The sequence below is a fragment of the Streptomyces sp. GMY02 genome (assembly GCF_019056675.1).
GTDB lineage: Bacteria > Actinomycetota > Actinomycetes > Streptomycetales > Streptomycetaceae > Streptomyces > Streptomyces odonnellii.
The window spans coordinates 3,497,042-3,518,201 of the sequence record NZ_CP077658.1 but is presented as its reverse complement, the minus strand read 5'-3'; the positions used below and the strand labels follow the sequence as shown (position 1 = coordinate 3,518,201).

General features: G+C 67.5%; 14 protein-coding genes and 3 rRNA genes. 15 read left to right on the top strand and 2 right to left on the bottom strand.

What is annotated here, in order from left to right:
• The first annotated feature begins 58 nt into the window (after positions 1-58).
• The 3 genes from KQY30_RS14805 (at position 59) to ilvD (ending at position 3,703) form a co-directional block, all read left to right on the top strand.
• A complete protein-coding gene (locus KQY30_RS14805; protein ID WP_254407128.1) occupies positions 59-1,066 on the top strand; it encodes a sugar phosphate isomerase/epimerase in 1,008 nt (335 codons plus the stop codon).
• A gap of 49 nt (positions 1,067-1,115) precedes the next feature.
• Positions 1,116-1,727, top strand: a complete 612-nt coding sequence (locus KQY30_RS14800) for a TetR family transcriptional regulator (protein WP_217307215.1) — start codon at positions 1,116-1,118, stop codon at positions 1,725-1,727.
• A gap of 125 nt (positions 1,728-1,852) precedes the next feature.
• The gene (gene ilvD, locus KQY30_RS14795; RefSeq protein ID WP_217307214.1) at positions 1,853-3,703 is read left to right on the top strand and encodes a dihydroxy-acid dehydratase; all 1,851 of its coding nucleotides are present in this window, start codon (positions 1,853-1,855) and stop codon (positions 3,701-3,703) included.
• A gap of 142 nt (positions 3,704-3,845) precedes the next feature.
• Here ilvD and KQY30_RS14790 read toward each other — a convergent pair whose 3' ends face one another.
• Positions 3,846-6,194, bottom strand: coding sequence for a protein kinase (locus KQY30_RS14790; protein WP_217307213.1), 2,349 nt, complete (start codon positions 6,192-6,194; stop codon positions 3,846-3,848).
• A 123-nt stretch (positions 6,195-6,317) separates the two neighbouring features.
• On the opposite strand from KQY30_RS14790, the gene KQY30_RS14785 reads away from it, so the two are divergent.
• The 6 genes from KQY30_RS14785 (at position 6,318) to proC (ending at position 10,888) form a co-directional block, all read left to right on the top strand.
• On the top strand, positions 6,318-6,653 hold the full coding sequence (locus KQY30_RS14785; RefSeq protein WP_217307212.1) for a peptidase: 336 nt from the start codon (positions 6,318-6,320) through the stop codon (positions 6,651-6,653).
• A 157-nt stretch (positions 6,654-6,810) separates the two neighbouring features.
• Positions 6,811-7,275 (top strand): EamA/RhaT family transporter, encoded by a 465-nt coding sequence (locus tag KQY30_RS14780; RefSeq protein WP_254407595.1) that lies wholly within the window; start codon positions 6,811-6,813, stop codon positions 7,273-7,275.
• Positions 7,276-7,533: 258 nt separating this feature from the next.
• The gene (locus KQY30_RS14775; protein ID WP_217307211.1) at positions 7,534-8,280 is read left to right on the top strand and encodes a class I SAM-dependent methyltransferase; all 747 of its coding nucleotides are present in this window, start codon (positions 7,534-7,536) and stop codon (positions 8,278-8,280) included.
• Between the two features lie 106 nt (positions 8,281-8,386).
• Positions 8,387-9,157, top strand: coding sequence for an ABC transporter ATP-binding protein (locus KQY30_RS14770; RefSeq protein WP_217307210.1), 771 nt, complete (start codon positions 8,387-8,389; stop codon positions 9,155-9,157).
• Positions 9,154-9,948: an ABC transporter permease gene (locus tag KQY30_RS14765; protein WP_217307209.1), complete on the top strand. Its 795-nt coding sequence runs from the start codon at positions 9,154-9,156 to the stop codon at positions 9,946-9,948. The genes KQY30_RS14770 and KQY30_RS14765 overlap by 4 nt, the downstream gene beginning before the upstream one ends.
• A gap of 130 nt (positions 9,949-10,078) precedes the next feature.
• On the top strand, positions 10,079-10,888 hold the full coding sequence (gene proC, locus KQY30_RS14760) for a pyrroline-5-carboxylate reductase (RefSeq protein WP_217307208.1): 810 nt from the start codon (positions 10,079-10,081) through the stop codon (positions 10,886-10,888).
• Positions 10,889-11,002: 114 nt separating this feature from the next.
• Here the strand turns inward: proC and trpS are convergent, their stop codons facing one another.
• Positions 11,003-12,001: a tryptophan--tRNA ligase gene (gene trpS / locus KQY30_RS14755; protein ID WP_217311062.1), complete on the bottom strand. Its 999-nt coding sequence runs from the start codon at positions 11,999-12,001 to the stop codon at positions 11,003-11,005.
• Between the two features lie 744 nt (positions 12,002-12,745).
• Here trpS and KQY30_RS14750 point away from each other — a divergent pair.
• The 6 genes from KQY30_RS14750 (at position 12,746) to KQY30_RS14725 (ending at position 21,098) form a co-directional block, all read left to right on the top strand.
• Positions 12,746-14,271 (top strand): 16S ribosomal RNA (locus tag KQY30_RS14750).
• Between the two features lie 304 nt (positions 14,272-14,575).
• A 23S ribosomal RNA gene (locus KQY30_RS14745) occupies positions 14,576-17,698 on the top strand.
• A gap of 80 nt (positions 17,699-17,778) precedes the next feature.
• Positions 17,779-17,895 (top strand): 5S ribosomal RNA (rrf, locus tag KQY30_RS14740).
• Together the 16S, 23S and 5S rRNA genes form the textbook arrangement of a ribosomal RNA operon.
• Before the next feature lie 81 nt (positions 17,896-17,976).
• Entirely contained in the window at positions 17,977-18,621 is a 645-nt protein-coding gene (locus tag KQY30_RS14735) for an HAD family phosphatase (RefSeq protein ID WP_217307207.1), read from the top strand.
• A 67-nt stretch (positions 18,622-18,688) separates the two neighbouring features.
• Entirely contained in the window at positions 18,689-19,957 is a 1,269-nt protein-coding gene (locus KQY30_RS14730; protein WP_217307206.1) for an MFS transporter, read from the top strand.
• Positions 19,926-21,098 carry an acetoin utilization protein AcuC gene (locus KQY30_RS14725; RefSeq protein ID WP_217307205.1) on the top strand — a complete coding sequence of 391 codons (1,173 nt, stop codon included), beginning with the start codon at positions 19,926-19,928 and terminating at the stop codon, positions 21,096-21,098. Before KQY30_RS14730 ends, KQY30_RS14725 begins: the two co-directional genes overlap by 32 nt.
• Positions 21,099-21,160 lie beyond the last annotated feature (62 nt).

The following is a 21,160-nucleotide window of genomic DNA, read 5'->3' as shown; positions in this document are numbered from 1 at the left end:
GTCGCGAGCGGCCCCGATCGGCTCACGGCGGACCAGAAGGTGCCCTTACGCTGTCTCCGTGGCAGAACCAGTGGTGCGGGTCCCGGAAACGAAGGTCGCCCTGTCGACGGCCTCGGTCTATCCGGAGTCCACGGCGACCGCCTTCGAGATCGCCGCGCGCCTTGGCTACGACGGTGTCGAGATCATGGTCTGGACCGATCCGGTCAGCCAGGACATCGAGGCGCTGCGCCGCCTGTCCGACTATCACCAGGTGCCGGTACTCGCCATCCACGCGCCCTGTCTACTGATCACCCAGCGGGTCTGGTCGACCGACCCCTGGGTGAAGCTCCAGCGGGCGCGGGCGGCGGCCGAGCGGCTCGGCTCCTCGTCGGTGGTCGTCCATCCGCCCTTCCGCTGGCAGCGGCAGTACGTACGGGACTTCGTCACCGGTATCTGGCGGATGGCGGGGGAGACGGACGTACGGTTCGCCGTCGAGAACATGTACCCCTGGCGGTACCGGGACCGCGAGATGCTCGCGTACGCGCCCGACTGGGACGTCACCAAGGACGACTACCGCCACTTCACGGTCGACCTCTCGCACACCGCGACCGCCCGCACCGATGCCATGGCCATGATCGACCGGATGGGCGACCGGCTGGCGCATGTGCATCTCGCGGACGGCAAGGGTTCGGCGAAGGACGAGCACCTCGTACCGGGCCGGGGCACCCAGCCCTGCGCCGAACTGCTGGAACGGCTGGCGGCCAACGCGTACGACGGCCATGTGGTGATCGAGGTCAACACCCGCCGGGCGATGTCCGCGGCGGAGCGCGAGGCGGATCTGGCGGAGGCGCTGGCCTTCACACGGCTGCATCTCGCACGGCCCGGGAGCCGGCCGGCGGCTTCCAAGGCGCCGGCCTCCGAGGCTTCCCGGGCGTCGGCCTCCGGGGGCGCCGCTGCTTCCGGGGGAGCGTCCGCGGCCTCCGGAGGTACGTCCGCGGCCTCCGGAGGTACGTCCGCGGCGTCCGGAGGCACGTCCGCGGCGTGCGAGTCCCGTACGCCCGGGGCCTCCGGAGCGCACCCCTCATGACCCGTACCACCCCCCGTACCACCCCCACGACCACGATCGGCACCACGTTATGACCGGTACGGCACCGCGCCGCCGCGGCCGCCCCGCCCGCAAGGACTCCGACACCGGCCCCAGCGCCCGGCAGAAGATCCTTGAGGCGGCCCGTACGGAGTTCGCCGCACGCGGGTACGACAAGACCTCCATCCGCGGCATCGCCAAGGCGGCGGGCGTCGACCCCGCCCTCGTCCACCACTACTTCGGTACGAAGGACGATGTCTTCGAGGCCGCCGTCGAGGTCTCCTTCGAACCGGCCCTGGTGGTGCCCACCCTGCTGGCGGGCGGTCCGGAGGGCATCGGGGAGCGGCTCGCCCGCTATTTCCTCAGCGTCTGGGAGAACCCCGCGACCAGGGCCCCGCTGCTCGCGATCATCCGTTCCGCGCTCACCCACGAGACGGCGGCGAAGGTGCTGCGCACGTTCGTGCTGCGCCGGCTGCTGGAGCGGATCGCGGAGGAGCTGGACGTACCGGATCCGACCTTCCGCGCCGAACTGGCCGCCTCGCACATGATCGGCATCGCGTTCCTCCGGTATGTGATCAAGGCCGAGCCGCTGGCCTCCGCGGACGGCGAGGCGATCGTCGCGATGGTGGCGCCCACGATCCAGCGGTACTTGACCGAGGCCTGAGCAGCCCCCCGGTCCGTACGCACACCCGGTCCGTATACCGGACGAGGCGTCCAGATCTTGGAGCCGGGGCGTAGGCTCGGACAGAGCCATATCCGCCGAAGGATCCGCTGAAGGAGCGAGCGACGATGCCCGAGCTGAGGTCCCGCACTGTCACCCACGGCCGCAATATGGCGGGCGCCCGCGCCCTGATGCGAGCGTCGGGCGTAGCGAGCGCGGACATCGGCAAGCCGATCGTCGCGGTGGCCAACTCCTTCACCGAGTTCGTGCCCGGCCACACGCACCTCGCCCCGGTCGGCCGGATCGTCTCCGAGGCGATCAAGGCCGCGGGCGCCGTGCCCCGCGAGTTCAACACCATCGCCGTCGACGACGGCATCGCGATGGGCCACGGCGGGATGCTCTACTCCCTGCCGTCCCGCGATCTGATCGCCGACTCCGTCGAGTACATGGTCGAGGCGCACTGCGCGGACGCGCTGATCTGCATCTCCAACTGCGACAAGATCACCCCCGGCATGCTGATGGCCGCGCTGCGCCTCAACATCCCCACGGTCTTCGTCTCCGGCGGCCCCATGGAGGCCGGCCAGGCCACCCTCGTGGACGGTACGGTCCGCAAGCTCGACCTGATCAACGCGATCTCCGACGCCGTCAACGAAAGCGTCTCGGACGAGGACATCCTCCGTATCGAGGAGAACGCCTGCCCGACCTGCGGCTCCTGTTCCGGCATGTTCACCGCCAACTCGATGAACTGCCTGACCGAGGCCATCGGCCTCTCGCTGCCCGGCAACGGCTCGGTGCTCGCCACGCACACCGCCCGCAGGGCGCTGTACGAGAACGCGGGCCGTACGGTCGTCGAGATCACCAAGCGGTACTACGAGCAGGACGACGACTCGGTCCTGCCGCGCAGCGTCGCCACCCGCGCCGCCTTCGACAACGCCATGGCGCTCGACATCGCCATGGGCGGCTCGACCAACACGATCCTCCATCTGCTCGCCGCCGCCCAGGAGGCCGAGCTGGACTACGGTCTCGCCGACATCGACGCCGTCTCGCGCCGCGTCCCCTGCCTGGCCAAGGTCGCCCCGAATGTCGCCCCCGGCGGCACGTACTACATGGAGGACGTCCACCGGGCGGGCGGTATCCCCGCCATCCTCGGCGAGCTGTACCGCGGCGGGCTGCTCAACGAGGACGTGCACACGGTCCACTCGCCGAGCATCAAGGAGTGGCTCGACACCTGGGACGTACGCGGCGGCACGCCCTCCGACGAGGCCGTCGAGCTGTGGCACGCGGCCCCCGGCTGTGTCCGCTCCGCCGAGGCCTTCTCGCAGTCCGAGCGCTGGGACACGCTCGACACGGACGCCGCGAACGGCTGTATCCGCGATGTCGCCCACGCCTACTCCAAGGACGGCGGGCTGGCGGTCCTCAAGGGCAATCTCGCCGTCGACGGCTGTGTCGTGAAGACGGCGGGCGTCGACGAGTCGATCTGGACCTTCGAGGGCCCGGCCGTCGTCTGCGAATCGCAGGAGGACGCCGTGGAGAAGATCCTCCGCAAGGAGATCACCGAGGGCGATGTGATCGTCATCCGGTACGAAGGTCCGCGCGGCGGTCCCGGTATGCAGGAGATGCTCTACCCGACCTCGTATCTGAAGGGCCGTGGCCTCGGCAAGTCCTGTGCGCTGGTCACCGACGGCCGCTTCTCGGGCGGCACGTCGGGCCTCTCGATCGGCCACGCCTCGCCCGAGGCGGCGTCGGGCGGCACGATCGCGCTGGTCCACGACGGCGACCGGATCCGGATCGACATTCCGAACCGTACGATCGAACTCCTCGTCCCCGAGGACGAGTTGACGGCCCGCCGCGAGGCGCTGAACGGGGTGTACGCACCGGCCGCCCGTGACCGCAAGGTCTCGGTGGCGCTGCGGGCGTACGCGGCGATGGCGACGAGCGCGGACCGGGGCGCGGTGCGGGACGTGACCCGGCTGGGCTGAGCCCTCGGGCTCCAGCCTCTGGTCCGGCTTTGGTACTTCGGTACGACCTTCGGCACGCGCCTCCTGTACGAGACGACAGTGCGCCCCGGATCCTGCTCAGGGACCGGGGCGCACGGCTCGCACGCGGGAGCGCGAAGCGTCGTCACCAGCGCGCGGGATCCCGGCTGTCGACCGCGAAGACCGACCCGTCCGGCGCGCTCGCGAGGACCTTGCCCGGCACGGTCACCGGCGTCGGCAGGGCCCCCGACAGCGTGTCGCGCCCCTCGCCCATCCGCGGCCTGGTCTGCCCCACCAGCACACCGCGCCCGGAGTCCACGGCCAGCAGCCGCCCGTCGCCCGCGCTCATGAAGAGCCACTTCCCCTCGGCCGTGGGGCGCGACGCCCGGGTGACCGAGGTCTCCAGCCGCCACCGCTGGCCAGGACTGGCGGTCCCGCCGGCACTCCCACCGGCACTCATGTCGACCGCCACCAGCGAACCCGTGTAGCCGACCACATAGACCATGTCGTCGGCCACGGTCGCCTGGGCCTGGTCGACCGGCGAGGGCAGCGGGACACGCCGTACCGCCTGGTCCTCGGCGTCGAGCCGTACGACCGCGTTCGTCATGTCATTGGTGCCGCTGGAGAGCAGGAACAGCGCGTCGTCCGAGGCACCCGCCGGGGTCAGCGTCCCGGGCAGCCGCTTCGCCCACAGCGGCCTGCCGTCCACCGGGTCGACGGCGCTCACCTCGGTGGCCGTCCCGTCCGGCGACGGCGTCACGGCGAACAGCGGGTCCTCGGCGCCGCTCCCCGCCGTCCACACCGAACCGGTCCCGCCGCGCCGCGCCTCCCAGCGCTCGTCGCCGGTCGCGCTGTCCAGCGCCCGTACCAGCCCGTCGTACGAGACGAGCAGCACGGTATCGGCGGTGTGCCGGACCGTGGCGTACGAGGAGACGTCGACGTCCCAGCGCTTGGCACCCGAGTCCGGGTCCAGTGCCTCCAGGCTGCCGCCGCCCGGGGTGATGACATGCAGCAGCCCGCCGGAGAGGACCGGAGCCGCGCCCGCGTCGGCGTCGGTCGTGGCGCGGCCGTCCTTCACCGACCAGTCCATTCCGCCGTCCGTGGCGCTGAGCCGGGCGGCCTTGAAGCCGGGGGCCGTGCAGTAGACGGCGGCGCCCCCGGCGGAGCAGACGGGCATGGGGTTCGTGCCCTTGCCGGTGCCCAGCACGGCGGTCCACGGGCGGGACGCCTCGTCCGCCTGGGTGCGCGGCGGCGGGGGCGCGGTGTCTTCGCCCGCCCCCTGCACCCCGAGGAAACCGGCCCCGGCCAGCGCCGCCACCGCCACTCCGACCGCGAGCCAACGGGCGTGCGGGAAGCGGCGGTTGCGGGTCGGGACGGCGGAGCCCTCCGAAGCGTCCGAGGCGCCTGCCGCACCCGAGGTGCCCGACACACCCGAGGCCCCTGCCGTACCCGCCGCACCCGAAGCGCTCGCCGCGTCCGAAGCGCCCCGCGCACCCGGAGCGTCCTCGTCGGCCGGGGTCCGCCCCGCCCTGAGCCGCGTCGTAGGAGACCCGGACTCGTCACCCCCGGAGTGGTGCGTGGAATCCGGATCCTCGCCCCCGGCCGGCCCCGGCCCGCGCCTCGGCGCCGGTACGAGCGGCCGTACGCCCCGTATCTCCCCCGTGTCGTGCGCCGGCGCGCGCAGCGCGGCCATCAGCTCGTCCGGCGTGGGCCGTTCCGCCGGGTCCTTCGCCAGACACCGGCTGATCAGCGGCAGCACGCTCGCCGGAACCCCGGCCAGGTCCGGCTCGTTGTGCACGACTTGGTACGCCACGATGTACGGGCTGTCCGAGTCGAAGGGCCCGCGCCCGGTCGCCGCGTGCACAAGCACCGCGCCCATCGCGAACACATCGGCCGCGGGCCCGACTTCACGCGGACGCTGGAACTGCTCGGGCGCCATGAACGGCGGAGTGCCGATCAGCTTGCCCGTCTCCGTGCGGAGATCACTGTCCGTAGGGCGGGAGATACCGAAGTCGATGACCTTGGGGCCGTCCGACGCCAATAGGACATTGCTCGGTTTGAGATCGCGGTGCACCACTCCGGCCCGGTGGATGTCCCGCAGTCCTTCGGCGAGTCCCGCGCCGAGCCGGAACAATTCCGCCGCGTTCATGGGCCCGTTCCGCTTCACCCGCTCGGAAAGGGTCGGTCCTTCGATGAACAGCGTTGCCATCCAGGGCCGTTCCGCCTCCGGATCCGCGTCCACGACGGGCGCGGTGAACGCCCCGCTCACTCTGCGCGCGGCGGTGACCTCCTGGCGGAACCGGGCTCTGAACTCCGGATCCGAAGCGTGGTTGGTGTGGATGACTTTGACGGCCAGCCGCAACCCGGAAGCGGAGGTGGCGAGATGGACCACCCCCATGCCGCCCGATCCCAGGGCAGCTTCGAGCAGGTATTGACCGGCGTATTCCGGACGTTCCGCTTCCGGGGCCGACCCGGTATGGCGCAGTGGTGGCATCGCCCACCCCCGTGTATTCGTGCGCGAGCGCGACGCACGGAGCCTAGTCGATGATGCGTGCGATCCAGCCATGGGTTGCTAGCCTGCCGAGCAGATTGTGCACCTTCAATGGGGGAGGACCGAATGGCAGTCGAAGAGGTTGACAACTCCGTGGAGAACGTTGCGAATGACACGGAGGTGGAAGTACAGGCGGCGGTGCAGACGACCGGTGCCACACGCTATCCGATCGCGCCGGGCTATCGGGTGAATGTGCGCAGCGGCCCGGGTACGAACTACCAGCTCGTGAGGGTGCTCGCCTATGGCGCGAGCGTCCCGATCAACTGTCAGAAGCCGGGGGAATGGGTAACCGGCCCTTACGGCACCACCAACATCTGGGACAACATCGCCAACGGCCAGTATGTGTCGGACGCTTATGTGCACACGGGCAGCGACGGCTATATCACCGTCCGCTGCACCTGATGCCTCATCCGATACCGATGCTCACGCGGGAGTGAATCGCGCACGGGAATAGCACGGGGATAATCGGCCCGTGAGCGATCACTCCGAACAGCGTGAGCAGCACGAGCTGCGCGCACAGCGAGAAGCGCGCGAGCAGCAGGGACACGCCGGGGCCGTCGTGGCCGTGGACGCCGATGACGGCGGCCGTGGCCGCGGCGGCCCCGAGCCCGAGGCGATCCGTTTCTTCGGTACGAGCTGGCTCGCCCACGACCGCGGCTATCCGGCCCGGCGCATAGCGGTCTCCTTCGGCTCGCTCGCCGCCACCGTCGCCGCCTGCCTCGTCCTCCGCTTCGCGTACCAGGGCCTGGAGTCCGCGAACGTGGGCGGCTTCGTGGGCTGGCTGGTCGTGGTGATGTTCGGGGTGTGCGGCGCGATCGCCTTCCGCCACACCTGGGACGGCTATCTCCGCCGCCCGGCCGACGCCGACCGCGACGACTCCCTGCGCGGCGCGATGACGATCGGCTTCATCGGCTCCCTGGCGGCCTACTTCCTCCGCTCCTTGAAGGAGGCGCCCGGCGAGTCGCTGCGCCGCCGCGAGTACGAGAAGTCCCGCGCGGCCAGGTCACGCCCGTCCAACGATTGATCCGGACCGGTCCGGCGATCGAGCCACGCCTGTCCGGCGGCGGTGCCAAGTCCGTCCGGCGGCCGGACCGGGCCCGTCCGGCGTGTGAGGACACCACACGAAGCTCGTCCGGGCCCGTGCAGTGTTTGAGAGGACAGACCGGCAGCCGGCCGCCCCGGCGCAGCAGCACCCCCCGCCACCGGCCGCCCCCGCGCAGCACCGCACCCCCGTCACCGTCCGCCCCGGCGCCCCGCGCCCCCGCGCCGTCAGGATGGACGTATGACCAATCGCGCCCTGTCCTTCGACGCCGTCGCCGACCAGTACGACATCTCCCGCCCGGGCTACCCACCCGCCCTCTTCGACGCCGTCGAAGACCTCGCGGCCCGCCCCCTCCGGGGCTCCCGTGTCGTCGACGTGGGCGCCGGTACGGGGATCGCCACCCGCCTCCTCCGCGAACGCGGTGCCAGGGTCGTCGCCGTGGAACCCGGCCCCGGCATGGCCGCCCGGCTCCACCGCGGCCTCCCCGACGTCCCGCTCGTCCGGGGCTCCGGCGATGCCCTGCCCCTCGCCGGCGGCTCCGCCGACCTCATCACGTACGCCCAGTCCTGGCACTGGACCGACCGGGACCGCTCCCTCCCCGAGGCCCTGCGCGTCCTCGCGCCGGGCGGCGCGCTCGCCCTCTGGTGGAACGTCTCGGACGCCGAAGTGCCCTGGATCGCCGCCCAGGACGAACGTATCCGCCGCCACGCCCACGACGGCGCTCATGGCGCCCACGGCACCGCCCGCCCCGACCGCCACCTCCCGGACGGGGTGCGCTTCGCGGAGCGCCGGCTGCCCTGGACCCGCCGGGTCACCCTCGACACCCACCTCGACAACCTCGCCACCCACTCCGTCTTCCGGGTGCTCGGCGAGGACCGTACGGCCCGCTTCCTCGCCGACGAGCGCGCCGAACTGCTGACGGTCTTCCCCGACGGCCTCGTCGAGGAGGCATACGCCGTGGAACTGATCGTCGCCCGCAACCTCTGAAGCGCCGCACAGCCCAAAGCTTCAGCCGACGGACAGCAGATGGCAGCAGACGGCAGCCCGCCCCGCTGCTTGACGCCGCCGCCCGGCGACCCCGATTATTCATCACATGATGAATTCCATCGGGGTCGCCGCTGTCCGCGCACACGGCCTCACCGTCCAACGAGGCGACCGCACCGTCCTCCGCGGCCTCGACTTCTCCGTACCGCCCGGCCAGATCACCGGCCTGCTCGGCCCCTCCGGCTGCGGCAAATCCACCCTCATGCGCGCCGTCGTCGGCACCCAGGCCAAGGTCACCGGCACCCTCGAAGTCCTCGGCCGGCCCGCCGGCGACGCCGCGCTGCGCGCCCAGATCGGCTATGTCACTCAGGCGCCCTCCGTCTACGACGATCTGACGGTCCGTCAGAACCTCGAATACTTCGCCGCCGTACTCGACCCCGGCCGCGCCCGCCGCGACGCCCGCGCCGAAACCGTCACCCGCGCCATCACCGACGTCGACCTCGCCTCACACGCCGACGCCCTCGCCGGCCGGCTCTCCGGCGGCCAGCGCAACCGCGTCTCCCTCGCCGTCGCCCTCCTCGGCACCCCCGAACTCCTCGTCCTCGACGAACCGACCGTCGGCCTCGACCCCGTACTCCGCCGCGACCTGTGGGACCTCTTCCACCGCATCGCCGCCGAGCGCGCCGCGACGATCCTCGTCTCCTCCCACGTCATGGACGAGGCCGAACGCTGCCACCGGCTCCTCCTCATGCGCGACGGCCGGATCCTCGCCGACGACACCCCGGACGCCCTGCGCGCCCGTACCGGCTCCGAGACCGTGGAAGCGGCCTTCCTCCACCTCGTCGACCAGGCCAACGCACTCCAGGAGAGCGCCCGATGACCACCAGCACCCCGGCCACGCAGTCGGCCACGGCCCCCGCCGCACCCGCTCCCGTCTCCGCCGCCCGCACCCTCGCCACCGCCGCCCGCGTACTGCGCCAGCTCCGCCACGACCCGCGCTCGATCGCCCTGATGATCCTCGTACCGTGCGTGATGCTGTTCCTGCTCCGGTACGTCTTCGACGGCAGCCCGCGCACCTTCGACGCCATCGGCGCCTCGCTCCTCGGCATCTTCCCGCTCATCACGATGTTCCTGGTCACCTCGATCGCCACCCTGCGCGAACGCACCTCCGGCACCCTGGAACGCCTGCTCGCCCTGCCCCTCGGCAAGGCCGACCTGATCGCCGGATACGCCCTGGCCTTCGGGCTCCTCGCCATCGTCCAGTCCGCGCTCGCCACCGGCCTCGCCGTCTGGGCCCTCGGCCTGGATGTCGTCGGATCGGCCTGGCTCCTGCTGCTCGTCGCGCTGCTCGACGCCCTGCTCGGCACGGCCCTCGGCCTCTTCGTCTCCGCCTTCGCCGCCTCGGAGTTCCAGGCGGTCCAGTTCATGCCCGCGGTGATCTTTCCGCAGCTTCTCCTCTGCGGCCTGTTCACCCCACGCCCCGCCATGCAGCCCGTCCTGGAGGCGATCTCCAACGTCCTGCCCATGTCGTACGCCGTCGACGGCATGAACGAGGTCCTGCGCCACCCCGACATCACCGGCGACTTCGTCCGCGACACCCTGATCGTCGCGGGCTGCGCCGTACTCGTCCTGGCCCTGGGCGCGGCGACCCTCCGCCGCCGTACGGCATAGCGGCCCCCGCGGGCTCCGTACGGCCCGCCGTACCGCCCATCGGACACCTCACCCCCGCTGTCCGGCCCCGGTGCGAGGATGGGACGCGAACGACAGATGTACTCATTCCCACCGGCGAGGTGACCCCGCAATGCCCCAGACAGTCGCAGTCCTCGGCACCGGAAAGATCGGCGAGGCCCTGCTCAGCGGCATGATCAGGGCCGGATGGCGCCCCGCCGACCTGCTGGCCACCACCCGCCGCGCCGAGCGCGCGGAAGAGATCCGCGGCCAGTACGGCGTGGAGATCGTCACCAACGCCGACGCCGCCAAGCGCGCCGACATCCTCATCCTCGCCGTCAAGCCCCAGGACATGGGCAAGCTCCTCGACGAGCTCGCCCCCCATGTCACCGCCGACCGCCTGATCATCAGCGCCGCCGCCGGCATCACCACCGCTTTCATCGAGGAACGCCTCGCCAACGGCACCCCGGTCGTACGGGTCATGCCCAACACCCCCGTCCTGGTCGACGAGGGCATGTCCGTCATCTCCGCCGGCAGCCATGCCCTCGCCACCCATCTCGCGCACGCCGAGGAGATCTTCGGCGGCGTCGGCAAGACCCTCCGAGTCCCCGAATCCCAGCAGGACGCCGCCACCGCCCTCTCCGGCTCGGGCCCGGCGTACTTCTACTTCCTCGTGGAGGCCATGACCGACGCCGGCATCCTCCTCGGTCTGCCCCGCGCCCAGGCCCACGAGCTGATCGTCCAGTCCGCACTGGGCGCGGCCATCATGCTGCGCGACAGCGGCGAACACCCGGTCAAGCTCCGCGAGGCCGTCACCTCCCCGGCGGGCACCACCATCAACGCCATCCGGGAGCTGGAGAACCACGGGGTACGAGCGGCCCTCATCGCCGCCATCGAAGCGGCCCGCGACCGCAGCCGGGCCCTGGCCACCGGCACCGGCTGAGCGGCAGACGTCCGGCACCGGCCGAGCCGCCGCGGTCCGACCGACCGGGGGCGGCCCGGTGGCCGAGCCTCGGCCGCCCGCGGATTCGCTGCCGGGGGACGGCTTCCGTACGGTTCAGCCGGCCGGGAGCAGGCCCATCGCCCGGTACGCCGCGTCGACCACCGGCCTGGCCATCCCCCTGGCCCGCTCCGCCCCGTCCCTCAACACGCTGTCCACATAGCCCGGATCCGCCACCAGCGCCGCATGCCGTTTGCGCAACGGCCGCAGCAACTCGACCACCGCCTCCGCGGTGTCCTTCTTGAGCGCGCCGTACGACTCGTACGCACCGGCCAGCTCGGCCGGGTCCCCGTTCCCGCAGGCCGCGAGGATCTCCAGCAGATTCGCCACGCCCGGCCGGTTCTCCCGGTCGTACTCGACCTCCCGCCCGCTGTCCGTGACCGCCCGCATGATCTTCTTCCGCACGACGTCGGCGTCGTCCAGCAGATAGACGATCCCCGCGCCGGCCTCATGGGACTTGCCCATCTTCGACAGCGGGTCCTGAAGGTCCATCACCCGCGCCGCCACCGGCGGCCGGGTCGCCCGCGGCACGGTGAAGGTGTGCCCGTACCGCTGGTTGAACCGCACCGCGAGGTCCCGTGTCAGCTCCACATGCTGCGCCTGATCGTCGCCGACCGGCACCTCGTCGGCCCGGTACGCCAGGATGTCCGCGGCCATCAGCACCGGATACGACAGCAGTGAGAACCGAACACCGTCCCCCGACGCCTTCGCCCGCGCGCTCTTCTCCTTGTACTGGATCATGCGCCGCAGCTCCCCGTCGGTGGCCGTGCACTCCAGCAGATACGAGAGCCGCGTGTGCTCATCCACATGGCTCTGTACGAATACGGTGCACAGCGCCGGATCGAGCCCGGCCGCCAGCAGCAGACTGGCGGCCTGACGACTGAGTCTGCGCACCCGGGCCGGATCGTGCTCGACGGTCAGCGCATGCAGATCCACCACACAGAACAGCGCCTCGGCCCCGTACTGATCCACCTCGGCCCACCGCCGTACGGCCCCGAGGTAGTTGCCCAGCGTCAGATGCCCGGTCGGCTTGACCCCGCTGAAGACCCGCGTCATCTCTCTCATCACCCTCCTGAATCGGAGCCACCGCGCCCAGCGGCCGGACTCCCGGAGGGGAGAAAACAAACGGCCGCCGGAGCGGCGGCCGTTGAGCGCATACATGTCGGGCGGCCGCCGTCAGGCGGGCCACCACTGAAGGACATGTGGATGCGCTGTCATGCGTCCAGACTAGCGGCCGACCCACGAAGTTGACATGCCAAACATGGATCCGTAATGTTCTCCGGGCTGTCCGACGTGAGTACCGGCGCAAGTCGGTCCCCGGGCAGTCATTTCGCAGGATTCACTACAAACGTGCGGCGACCGGTCGCATTGTTTTGCGTGCGCTCTCGCGGAATGTGGAATCCAGTGTTCGAAGGAACGCGGCCCCGATTGGTGTCGAGGCCCTGGATACCGCTAGAGTTTGAAACGTCGGAACGGCCGAAGGGCCGGGAAGGCAAACCCCGCTGACTGGGAATCAGGCCCGAAAGGATCTGATAGAGTCGGAGACGCAAGACCGAAGGGAAAAGCCCGGAGGAAAGCCCGGAAGGGTGAGTACAAAGGAAGCGTCCGTTCCTTGAGAACTCAACAGCGTGCCAAAAGTCAACGCCAGATATGTTGATACCCCGACCAGCGGGAACGGTTTTCTGTTCCGGCAGGTTGAGGTTCCTTTGAAAAGAAACACAGCGAGGACGCTGTGAACCACTGGTCCTATTCCGGCCGGTGGTTCCGCTCTCGTGTGTGATACCGGATATCCGGTGCACATTCACGGAGAGTTTGATCCTGGCTCAGGACGAACGCTGGCGGCGTGCTTAACACATGCAAGTCGAACGATGAAGCCTTTCGGGGTGGATTAGTGGCGAACGGGTGAGTAACACGTGGGCAATCTGCCCTTCACTCTGGGACAAGCCCTGGAAACGGGGTCTAATACCGGATAACACTCTTCTCTGCATGGGGGAGGGTTGAAAGCTCCGGCGGTGGAGGATGAGCCCGCGGCCTATCAGCTTGTTGGTGGGGTGATGGCCTACCAAGGCGACGACGGGTAGCCGGCCTGAGAGGGCGACCGGCCACACTGGGACTGAGACACGGCCCAGACTCCTACGGGAGGCAGCAGTGGGGAATATTGCACAATGGGCGGAAGCCTGATGCAGCGACGCCGCGTGAGGGATGACGGCCTTCGGGTTGTAAACCTCTTTCAGCAGGGAAGAAGCGTGAGTGACGGTACCTGCAGAAGAAGCGCCGGCTAACTACGTGCCAGCAGCCGCGGTAATACGTAGGGCGCAAGCGTTGTCCGGAATTATTGGGCGTAAAGAGCTCGTAGGCGGCTTGTCGCGTCGGATGTGAAAGCCCGGGGCTCAACCCCGGGTCTGCATTCGATACGGGCAGGCTGGAGTGTGGTAGGGGAGATCGGAATTCCTGGTGTAGCGGTGAAATGCGCAGATATCAGGAGGAACACCGGTGGCGAAGGCGGATCTCTGGGCCATTACTGACGCTGAGGAGCGAAAGCGTGGGGAGCGAACAGGATTAGATACCCTGGTAGTCCACGCCGTAAACGTTGGGAACTAGGTGTTGGCGACATTCCACGTCGTCGGTGCCGCAGCTAACGCATTAAGTTCCCCGCCTGGGGAGTACGGCCGCAAGGCTAAAACTCAAAGGAATTGACGGGGGCCCGCACAAGCAGCGGAGCATGTGGCTTAATTCGACGCAACGCGAAGAACCTTACCAAGGCTTGACATACACCGGAAACTGGCAGAGATGTCAGCCCCCTTGTGGTCGGTGTACAGGTGGTGCATGGCTGTCGTCAGCTCGTGTCGTGAGATGTTGGGTTAAGTCCCGCAACGAGCGCAACCCTTGTTCTGTGTTGCCAGCATGCCTTTCGGGGTGATGGGGACTCACAGGAGACTGCCGGGGTCAACTCGGAGGAAGGTGGGGACGACGTCAAGTCATCATGCCCCTTATGTCTTGGGCTGCACACGTGCTACAATGGCCGGTACAATGAGCTGCGATGCCGTGAGGCGGAGCGAATCTCAAAAAGCCGGTCTCAGTTCGGATTGGGGTCTGCAACTCGACCCCATGAAGTCGGAGTTGCTAGTAATCGCAGATCAGCAGTGCTGCGGTGAATACGTTCCCGGGCCTTGTACACACCGCCCGTCACGTCACGAAAGTCGGTAACACCCGAAGCCGGTGGCCCAACCCCTTGTGGGAGGGAGCTGTCGAAGGTGGGACTGGCGATTGGGACGAAGTCGTAACAAGGTAGCCGTACCGGAAGGTGCGGCTGGATCACCTCCTTTCTAAGGAGCATCTAGACCCCCAACGGGGTCCAGAGCCACTACGCCGGCAAACGTCCGGCGGTGGTCAGCTCATGGGTGGAACGTTGACTATTCGGCACGACTGGTTCAGGTGACTGTTAGTACTGCTTCGGCGTGGAACACGGGTATCTGGTGCTGGTCGGGTCGGGCGCGCTGTTGGGTGTCTGAGGGTACGGGCCGTTGGTCTGTTTCTTCAGTGCCGGTCCCAGTGAACTCGCTGTCTAGCAGTGGGGTGGTGGGTGGCTGGTCGTTGTTTGAGAACTGCACAGTGGACGCGAGCATCTGTGGCCAAGTTTTTAAGGGCGCACGGTGGATGCCTTGGTACCAGGAACCGATGAAGGACGTGGGAGGCCGCGATAGGCCCCGGGGAGCTGTCAACCGAGCTGTGATCCGGGGGTGTCCGAATGGGGAAACCCGGCAGTCGTCATGGGCTGTCACCTGCTGCTGAACACATAGGCAGTGTGGAGGGAACGAGGGGAAGTGAAACATCTCAGTACCCTCAGGAAGAGAAAACAACAGTGATTCCGGGAGTAGTGGCGAGCGAAACCGGATGAGGCTAAACCGTATGTGTGTGATACCCGGCAGGGGTTGCGCATGCGGGGTTGTGGGAGTTTTCTTGATCGGTCTGCCGGCCGGTCGGCGAGTGAGAAACCGTATGGGTAGGCGAAGGGCATGCGAAAGGCCCGGCGTAGAGGGTAAGACCCCCGTAGCTGAAATTTGTACGGCTCGTTTGGAGATTTCCCAAGTAGCACGGGGCCCGAGAAATCTCGTGTGAATCTGGCGGGACCACCCGCTAAGCCTAAATATTCCCTGGTGACCGATAGCGGATAGTACCGTGAGGGAATGGTGAAAAGTACCGCGGGAGCGGAGTGAAATAGTACCTGAAACCGTGTGCCTACAAGCCGTGGGAGCGTCGCTGTGTGTGCTTGCACATACGGTCGTGACTGCGTGCCTTTTGAAGAATGAGCCTGCGAGTTTGCGGTGTGTTGCGAGGTTAACCCGTGTGGGGGAGCCGTAGCGAAAGCGAGTCCGAATAGGGCGTTTTAGTAGCGCGCTCAAGACCCGAAGCGGAGTGATCTAGCCATGGGCAGGTTGAAGCGGCTGTAAGAGGTCGTGGAGGACCGAACCCACCAGGGTTGAAAACCTGGGGGATGACCTGTGGTTAGGGGTGAAAGGCCAATCAAACTCCGTGATAGCTGGTTCTCCCCGAAATGCATTTAGGTGCAGCGTCGTGTGTTTCTTGCCGGAGGTAGAGCACTGGATAGGCGATGGGCCCTACCGGGTTACTGACCTTAGCCAAACTCCGAATGCCGGTAAGTGAGAGCGCGGCAGTGAGACTGTGGGGGATAAGCTCCATGGTCGAGAGGGAAACAGCCCAGAGCATCGACTAAGGCCCCTAAGCGTATGCTAAGTGGGAAAGGATGTGGAGTCGCAGAGACAACCAGGAGGTTGGCTTAGAAGCAGCCATCCTTGAAAGAGTGCGTAATAGCTCACTGGTCAAGTGATTCCGCGCCGACAATGTAGCGGGGCTCAAGCATACCGCCGAAGTCGTGTCATTGCAGCATGAGGGCCAACGCCTGCTGTGATGGGTAGGGGAGCGTCGTGTGCCGGGTGAAGCCGCCGTGTAAGCGAGTGGTGGATGGTTCACGAGTGAGAATGCAGGCATGAGTAGCGATTCACACGTGGGAAACGTGTGCGCCGATTGACTAAGGGTTCCTGGGTCAAGCTGATCTGCCCAGGGTAAGTCGGGACCTAAGGCGAGGCCGACAGGCGTAGTCGATGGACAACCGGTTGATATTCCGGTACCCGCTTTGAAACGCCCAGTATCGAATCCATTGATGCTAAGGCCGTGAAGCCGCCCTGGAGCCTTCGGGCAAAGGGGAGTGGTGGAGCCGTCGATCCAAGGTGGTAGTAGGTAAGTGATGGGGTGACGCAGGAAGGTAGTCCAGCCCGGGCGGTGGTTGTCCCGGGGTAAGGGTGTAGGGCGTTGTGCAGGTAAATCCGTGCAACATAAGTCTGAGACCTGATGCCGAGCCGATTGTGGTGAAGTGGATGATCCTATGCTGTCGAGAAAAGCCTCTAGCGAGTTTCATGGCGGCCCGTACCCTAAACCGACTCAGGTGGTCTGGTAGAGAATACCGAGGCGTTCGGGTGAACTATGGTTAAGGAACTCGGCAAAATGCCCCCGTAACTTCGGGAGAAGGGGGGCCACACCAGGTCAAGGCACGTGCTGCCGGTAGCTTGGGGTGGCCGCAGAGACCAGCGAGAAGCGACTGTTTACTAAAAACACAGGTCCGTGCGAAGCCGTAAGGCGATGTATACGGACTGACGCCTGCCCGGTGCTGGAACGTTAAGGGGACCGGTTAGCTCCATTTCGGTGGGGCGAAGCTGAGAACTTAAGCGCCAGTAAACGGCGGTGGTAACTATAACCATCCTAAGGTAGCGAAATTCCTTGTCGGGTAAGTTCCGACCTGCACGAATGGCGTAACGACTTCTCGACTGTCTCAACCATAGGCCCGGTGAAATTGCATTACGAGTAAAGATGCTCGTTTCGCGCAGCAGGACGGAAAGACCCCGGGACCTTTACTATAGTTTGATATTGGTGTTCGGTTCGGCTTGTGTAGGATAGGTGGGAGACTGTGAAGCGGCCACGCCAGTGGTTGTGGAGTCGTTGTTGAAATACCACTCTGGTCGTGCTGGATGTCTAACCTGGGTCCGTGATCCGGATCAGGGACAGTGTCTGATGGGTAGTTTAACTGGGGCGGTTGCCTCCTAAAGGGTAACGGAGGCGCCCAAAGGTTCCCTCAGCCTGGTTGGTAATCAGGTGTTGAGTGTAAGTGCACAAGGGAGCTTGACTGTGAGACCGACGGGTCGAGCAGGGACGAAAGTCGGGACTAGTGATCCGGCGGTGGCTTGTGGAAGCGCCGTCGCTCAACGGATAAAAGGTACCCCGGGGATAACAGGCTGATCTTCCCCAAGAGTCCATATCGACGGGATGGTTTGGCACCTCGATGTCGGCTCGTCGCATCCTGGGGCTGGAGTCGGTCCCAAGGGTTGGGCTGTTCGCCCATTAAAGCGGTACGCGAGCTGGGTTTAGAACGTCGTGAGACAGTTCGGTCCCTATCCGCTGTGCGCGTAGGAGTCTTGAGAAGGGCTGTCCCTAGTACGAGAGGACCGGGACGGACGAACCTCTGGTGTGCCAGTTGTTCTGCCAAGGGCATGGCTGGTTGGCTACGTTCGGGAGGGATAACCGCTGAAAGCATCTAAGCGGGAAGCCTGCTTCGAGATGAGGACTCCCATCCCCTTGAGGGGGTAAGGCTCCCAGTAGACGACTGGGTTGATAGGCCGGATATGGAAGCCAGGTGACTGGTGGAGTTGACCGGTACTAATAGGCCGAGGGCTTGTCCTCAGTTGCTCGCGTCCACTGTGTTAGTTCTGAGACCACGAACAGCCGTGACTTCTTCCGGCGGGTTGTGTGTTTCATTGTGTTTCGGTGGTTATAGCGTGAGGGAAACGCCCGGTTACATTCCGAACCCGGAAGCTAAGCCTTACAGCGCCGATGGTACTGCAGGGGGGACCCTGTGGGAGAGTAGGACGCCGCCGAACAAACTTTATGAGAAATGCCCTGTACCAGAGGTTTTGGTACAGGGCATTTCTGCGTTCAGGGCCTGCATCTAAGGTCGGAGTATGCGCTACGAACTGATCATTTTCGACAATGACGGCGTCCTCGTCGACAGCGAGCCCCTCTCCAACACCATCCTCGCCGCCTATCTCACCGAGCTGGGGCATCCCACCTCGTACGAGGACTCCCTCCGCGACTACATGGGGGCCGCCATCCACCGCGTCCACGACCTGGTCGAGGAGCGGACCGGCCGCCGTCTTCCCGTGGACTTCGACGACACCTTCCACACCCGTGTTTTCGCGGCATTCGAGCGGGAGTTGGAGCCGGTCGAAGGCGTGGTCGAGGTGCTGGGGAAGCTCGCCGTGGACGGTATGCCGTACTGCGTCGCCTCGTCGGGGAGCCATGAACGTATCCGCGTAGGACATCGCAAGACCGGGCTCGACCGGTGGTTCGAGGACCGGGTCGTCTTCAGCGCGCAGGATGTCGGGCGGGGCAAGCCGGCACCGGATCTCTTCCTGTACGCCGCCGAGCGGATGGGCGTTGCCGCCGGGCGCTGTGCGGTCGTCGAGGACAGTCCGCTCGGTGTCGCGGCGGCCAGAGCGGCCGGTATGGATGTGTACGCGTTCACGGCGATGACGCCGGCCGAGAAGCTCGCCGGCGCCACCGCGTACTTCTCCGCCATGGCGGAACTGCCCGGACTGCTTGGCTGATCCATTGCCTGATCCTGGGCTCGGCCCATCTATCCACCGGTAGGGGAGCGCCCTACGCTGTCCGGCCATGACAGACACGGCGGGCGCGAAGGAGTCTGCTCGGCTGCGGCGCGGCCGGGTGTCGCTGGCGCTGAGCTTCTTCGTCCAAGGCGCGACGTTCGCTCTGCTCGTGACCCGTATCCCCGCCATCCAGGACCGGTACGGAGTGTCCGACGGGCTGCTGCCCCTGTTTCTTGCCGCCGTTCCCGTCCTCGCCGGGATCGGCAGTGTCGCCACCGAGAATCTGGTCGCGCGGGTGCGGCCGGGGGTGGTGCTGCGGTGGACCCAGCCCGTCGTCCTGCTCGCGCTGCTCGGCGTCGGGGCCGGGGACACGATGTGGCAGCTCGCCCTCGCCCTCGGGGTGTTCGGGCTCGCGGTCGGGGCGCTGGACGCGTCCATGAACATGCTCGGGGTGAGTCTTCAGCGGGCGTACGGGCGCAGCATCATGCTGGGCTTTCATGCCGCGTACAGCCTGGGTGGTATCGCCGGGGCCTCGCTGGCGTGGGCGGGGGCGCACTGGGATCTGCCGCTGCTGCTGTCGTACCTCCCGGTGGTGGCGGTGCTGCTGCCGGCGGCGCTGGCCGGAAGCCGCTGGTACGCGGATGCCGCCCGGGAATCCAACGCCAAAGCGTCCGAGGCTGAAGGGTCTGAAGCCCAAGTCGAGGTGGCGGAAGACGATCGGGGCAGGGCTGCCCGACCGGTGGCGTTCAGGCTGCTGCTGCCGCTCTGTCTGGTGATGGCCTTCGCCTATATCGGCGACTCCACCGTGTCCAACTGGAGTGCCAAATATCTTCAGGACGTGCTGGGCGGTTCGGAGGAGCTGGCGACCGTTCCGTACAACGCCTATATGGTCACCACGCTGCTGGGGCGTGCGGTGGGGGATCTGGGGGTGCGGCGGTTCGGTCCTGTAGCTGTGGTGCGGTGCGGGTCGCTGCTGGCCGGGGCCGGGTTCGGGCTGGTCGCGCTGGCGTCCGGCGCCTGGGTGGGGATCCTGGGGTTCACGCTGCTGGGGCTCGGGCTGTGCGTGGTCGTGCCGCAGACGTTCGCGGCGGCCGGGCGACTGTTTCCCGCCTCCAGCGATGCCGCTGTCGCGCGGCTCAACGTCTTCAACTATGTGGGGTTTCTGGTGGGATCGCCGCTGGTGGGAGCGCTCGGGGACGCGTGGAGTTACCGCGGAGCGATGCTCGTACCGATGGTGATGGTTCTGGTGACTCTGGCGTACGCCCGCTCGTTCGGGGCGGATCCGGCCCTATACGGTGGCGGGCATGAGCGTTCGCGCGCGGTTGATGTGGGATGACGGGGTAACGGGATACGACTTCGGGTCCAGCCATCCGATGGATCCGGTACGGCTCTCGCTGACCATGGGGTTGGTGCGGGCGTACGAACTCGACAGAGCGGTGGAGGTGACCTCCGCGCCGGTGGCCGGGGACTCGACACTGCGGCTGGTCCACCACCAGGAGTACGTGGACGCGGTACGGCGGGTCTCGCTGGATCCGCGTGCCGCTGACGGATCGTACGGGCTCGGCACGATGGACGATCCGGCCTTCGAGGGGATGCACGAGGCGTCGGCGCTGATCGCCGGGCTGTCGGTCGGCGCGGCCGAGGCGGTGTGGCGCGGGGAGGCCGCGCACGCCGTTAACTTCGCGGGCGGGCTGCACCACGCCATGCCGGGGTCGGCGTCCGGGTTCTGCATCTACAACGACGCGGCCCTGGCGGTGGCCCGGCTGCTGGAGCTGGGCGCGGAGCGTGTCGCATACATCGATGTGGATGTGCACCACGGCGACGGGGTCCAGACGGCGTTCTGGGAGGATCCGAGGGTACTGACGATCTCGCTGCACGAGCATCCGCGGACTCTCTTTCCGCAGACGGGCTGGGCGGAGGAGACCGGCGGCGGTGCGGGTGAGGGCAGTGCGGTGAATGTGGCGCTGCCGGCCGGGACCGGGGACGAGGGCTGGCTGCGGGCGTTCCACTCGGTGGTGCCCGAACTGCTGGCGGACTTCCGGCCGGAGGCGCTGGTGACCCAGCACGGCGCGGACACGCACTTCGACGATCCGCTGGCGCATCTCGCGGTGTCGCTGGACGCGCAGCGCGCGGTGCAGGCGTCGTGCCACGAGCTGGCGCACGAGTATGTCGAAGGCGGGCGGTGGGTGGCGCTCGGCGGCGGCGGTTACGCGGTGGTGGATGTGGTGCCGCGTTCCTGGACGCATCTCGTGGGGATCGCGGCGCACGCGCCCGTCGACCCCGAGTCCGCGGTGCCGGAGTCGTGGAAGAGCGAGGTGTACGCGCGGACACGGCAGTTGGGCCCCGGTCGGATGACGGACGGGCGGACGCCGGCCTGGCAGCCGTGGGAGGCCGGTTACGATCCGGCGGACCGGCTGGATCAGGCGGTGCTGGCGACGCGGAAAGCGGTGTTCCCGCTGCGGGGGCTGCTGCCGTAGCGGCTCGGTGTCCGGTGGCCCGTCCGTTACGCCAACTGTGCGGTGTACGCGGGGTTCCGGCC